Source organism: Methylobacterium sp. WL103 (genome assembly GCF_008039885.1).
Taxonomy (GTDB): domain Bacteria; phylum Pseudomonadota; class Alphaproteobacteria; order Rhizobiales; family Beijerinckiaceae; genus Methylobacterium; species Methylobacterium cerastii.
The window spans coordinates 1-3,584 of the sequence record NZ_VRUX01000444.1; the positions used below are offsets into that span (position 1 = coordinate 1).

At 71.6% G+C, this 3,584-nt stretch carries 2 protein-coding genes and 1 pseudogene; 2 read left to right on the forward strand and 1 reads right to left on the reverse strand.

Features of this window, described 5'->3' with window-relative positions; translation table 11 throughout:
* Positions 1-1,152 (reverse strand): DUF3772 domain-containing protein (locus tag FV222_RS20240; RefSeq protein WP_246685568.1); only part of this gene is annotated, 1,152 nt, incomplete at its 3' end.
* 1,160 nt (positions 1,153-2,312) lie between these two features.
* On the opposite strand from FV222_RS20240, the gene FV222_RS31375 reads away from it, so the two are divergent.
* Together FV222_RS31375 and FV222_RS20255 are read left to right on the forward strand one after the other, a co-directional pair.
* Positions 2,313-2,555 (forward strand): hypothetical protein, encoded by a 243-nt coding sequence (locus FV222_RS31375; RefSeq protein WP_246685569.1) that lies wholly within the window; start codon positions 2,313-2,315, stop codon positions 2,553-2,555.
* Between the two features lie 213 nt (positions 2,556-2,768).
* Positions 2,769-3,584, forward strand: a pseudogene (locus FV222_RS20255) (hypothetical protein); the annotation flags it as partial.

Genomic DNA, 3,584 nt, shown 5'->3' on the forward strand with positions numbered 1-3,584 from the left:
GTTCAGCGCCTCGATCGACTTCACCACGGTGATCACCGTGGCGATGCCGACGGCGAGCCGCGTCACCCGGATCGCCGCCGCGTCGCTCACCGGCGCGGGCCGCCACTGCGGCTTGTCCGGCGAGAGCAGGCCGTCGCACAGGGCCTCGACGAAGGCGATGAAGGCGAGGCCGGCCAGGATCGCGCCGGCCACCGGCAGCAGCCGGGAGGGCAGGAGGTCGGTGCCGTCGAGGGCGTAGTAGACCGCGTAGGAGCCGATCACCGCCGGCACGGTGCCGAGCAGCAGCACCCGCCACGCGCCGAGGAGGGTCTGGCGCCGGGTCGGCTCGGCCATCGCCGCGTCGCGCCGGCCCAGACGCGGGGCGATGTTGCGGCGGCCGAAATACAGCGCCACCGAGACGCCGAAGGCGAGGCCGAGCAGCAGCAGGTTGCCCAGCGTGCCGTTGCGCGAGAACAGCAGCAGGATGTCCGACAGCGCGCTCTGCAGCGAGCGCACGTCGCGGGGCACGTCGGCCGCGACCCGCCTCCAGAGCTGCGGACTTACCAGGGCCAAGCTGCGCTCGAACAGCCCCTTGGTGAAGGACTCGCGCCGCCGGTTCGAGACCCGGTCGATGATCTGGTCGCCCTGGACCAGGAGCGAGCGCGCCAGCCGCTGGGTCTCGTCGATGCGCGAGACCGCCGCGTCGCGCTCGACCCGCTCCTGGGCGACCTCGGGGCTCTCCTCGGCGTCCTTCGGCTTCGGCCCGAGCTGGGTCAGGCGTTCGCGGGCGGATTCGAGCGGCGCGTCGAGCCGGCCGATGATCGTCCGGATCTCGTCGGTGACCGGGCCGACGCCGTCGCGGATCGCCGACAGCTCCGGCGTTCCGAGATCGGTGCGGGCGAGCTCCTTCTCGCGCGCGGCGAGGTCGTTCTTGGCCGCGTCGAGCTTGGCCCGCACCGCCTTGAGCGCCTCGGACATCTCGGGCTTCGGGGGGGCCGGCTTGGCGTCGGCCGGCTTGGCGTCAGCAGGCTTGCCCTCGGCCGGCTTCGTCTCCGAGAATTTGGCGTCGGGCGTCTTGGTCTGGGTCCCGGCCGCGGGGGCCGGCGGCGGGGCCGACTGCGCCCAACCAAGGCCGGGGGCGAGCAGGAGCGCCGCCAGCCCGGCGGCGATCATCGAGCGGATCGGACTGCGCAGGCGCGTTTCGCGGGCGATTCGGCTGCGCGCGGACGGGCGACGACTCATCGAAATCCTTGGATGCTCGGCAGGGGCAACGGCAGGATGGGGGCACAGGGCCGTGGGCGCGGGCTCCGCGACGCCCTTCCGTGATGCCCTTGCCATGGTGCCGTCCCGCAAGAGGTGCGCCGTGTCGCCGATCAATGGGGCGAAAGCGTGCCGGGGGCCGCCCAGAACCCCCGGCGGAGACGATAACCCTGCGGCCGTCCGCGATCCGAGTTCGCCCCCCGGTGGTCGAAGGCTGAGGCCGGCATTCGGCCCGTCCGCGCCCGCCGGCCCGCCCGTCCGATCAATTCGTGATCGCGACGGGACGACCGCCGGCCCCAACGTCGGCCGTCACACCGCCCCCCTGGCCGGATCGCGAAAGCGGCCCCGATGTGTCCCTGAGCGACGCCGATCCGACATCGCCGCGAGTAGCATGATTTTAATCATGACCCGTCATAAACGACACGGCTGGACTCAAATGTTCGCTGAAGCGCAAATCCGAATGCAGCAAACAGCGCTGAAGGGGCCGTGAGAACAAGGAAGTTTCTTTAGGGCGATCGCCTGCCCGAAGCATGATCCGCCTTCCGACCTCCAAGGCGCATGGCCGGAACGCCCGCCCGACTCGATCGACCGAGAGCATCCGCCCATCGCGTGACTGGATGTTCGCGGCACCGCCTTGCCCGTCCCGTTCTCTTCGTTGCGTGTTTCGAGGAACCACCGGTCGTCACGTCCAGCCACCGACCCTGTGACCGCCCTGCGGCGCGCCTGCATCGCCACCTGCTGACCACGACCGCGCTGACCTTGGCCCTCGGCTTCGGCGCAAGCCTACAATGCCGGCACCGGCGCCACGTCGGCCGGAACGAACGCGACCGCGATCGGCCCGAATGCGACGGCCGCCGGCGACGAGTCCTTCGCCGGCGGCTACAACGCGAGCTCGGCTGGCGCCGGTGCCGTGGCGATCGGGTCGGGCGCCTCCGCGCAGTCGGCGACGAACAACCAGGGCATCATCAATTACCGGGATGCCAGCGGCGTCGGCATCCCCGCGGCCGGGACCGGCGGCAACATCCAGAACGGCGCGAACGGCAGCACCACACCGCCCGGCGCCGGGGAGACCAGTGCCGTCGGGCACGGCGATCGGCAAGAAGTCCACGGTCGGCGCCGCCGGCGGCGTGGCCGTCGGCTACCACAACTCGGCCGGCACCGGGACCTTCAACTCGACCGCGATCGGCGCGAACAACGACGCGGCCGGCTCCTACGGCGTCGCGATCGGTTATGCCAACCTCGCTACTGGCCGCTCGACCCTTTCGCTCGGGACGAACAACCAAGCGCTCGGCGACGTCGCCATCGATCTAGGATGACAGTCCTATGCGGTCGGCGACTTCTCGTTCGCCCACGGGTTCATCGCCAGCGCCTACGGACAGGACGCGCTGGCGCTGGGCGGCCTCTCCGTCGCCGGTGAAACCGGGAGCAATCCGACGGCCAGCAACATCGCGATCGGCGACAACGCCAGGGCCGTCGGCGGCTCGGCGCTGGCGCTCGGCAGCGGAGCCTCGGCGACGAAGGCGCGGTCCGTGGCGCTCGGTGCCGGCTCGATGGCGCTGCGGGGCAGCCTCAGCGGCACCGAGGCCTACACCACCAACACCCTGTCCTCCGCCAACGGCGAAGTGTCGGTCGGCGCACAAGGGGCTGAGCGACAGATCACCGATGTCGCCGGAGGCCAGCAGGACACAGATGCCGTCAACGTCCGCCAGCTCCGTTCGGTCGGGAGCGGGGTCACCAAGAATGCGACAGCGCTCGGCGGCAGCTTCGGCAGCGACGGCACCTACACGCCGCCGAGCTACACCTACAACGGACGATCCTACGCCACCGTGCCCGGCGTCGTCGGCGCCCTCGACCAACTCGCATTGCGCTACGACACCGACGGGTCGGGCAACCGGCTGGCCAGCATCGACCTGAGCCGCGCCGGGACCGTCGGCTCCGCGGTCCGCATCACCGGCCTCGCCCCGGGCAGCCTCGCCGCGGGCTCGACCGATGCGGTCAACGGCGACCAGCTCTACGCGCTGCGCCAGAGCATCGACGACGGCACCTTCGGCCTGGTGCGGCAGGACTCGACGAGCCGTGCGATCCGCGTCGCCGCCGCGACGGACGGGGCGCTCGTCGACTTCCGCAACAGTGCCGGCAGCGGCCGTGTGCTCAGCGGCGTCTCCGCCGGCTCCCTCGCGGCGGGCTCCAACGAGGCGGTCAACGGCGGCCAGCTCTATGCGACGAACCAGGCGGTCGCCGGCCTGTCGGCCGGATTGGCCAACGGCAGCGTCGGCCTCGTGAAGCAGGACGCCGCGACCCGCGGCCTGACCGTCGGCGCCGAGACCGACGGCACCACGGTGAGC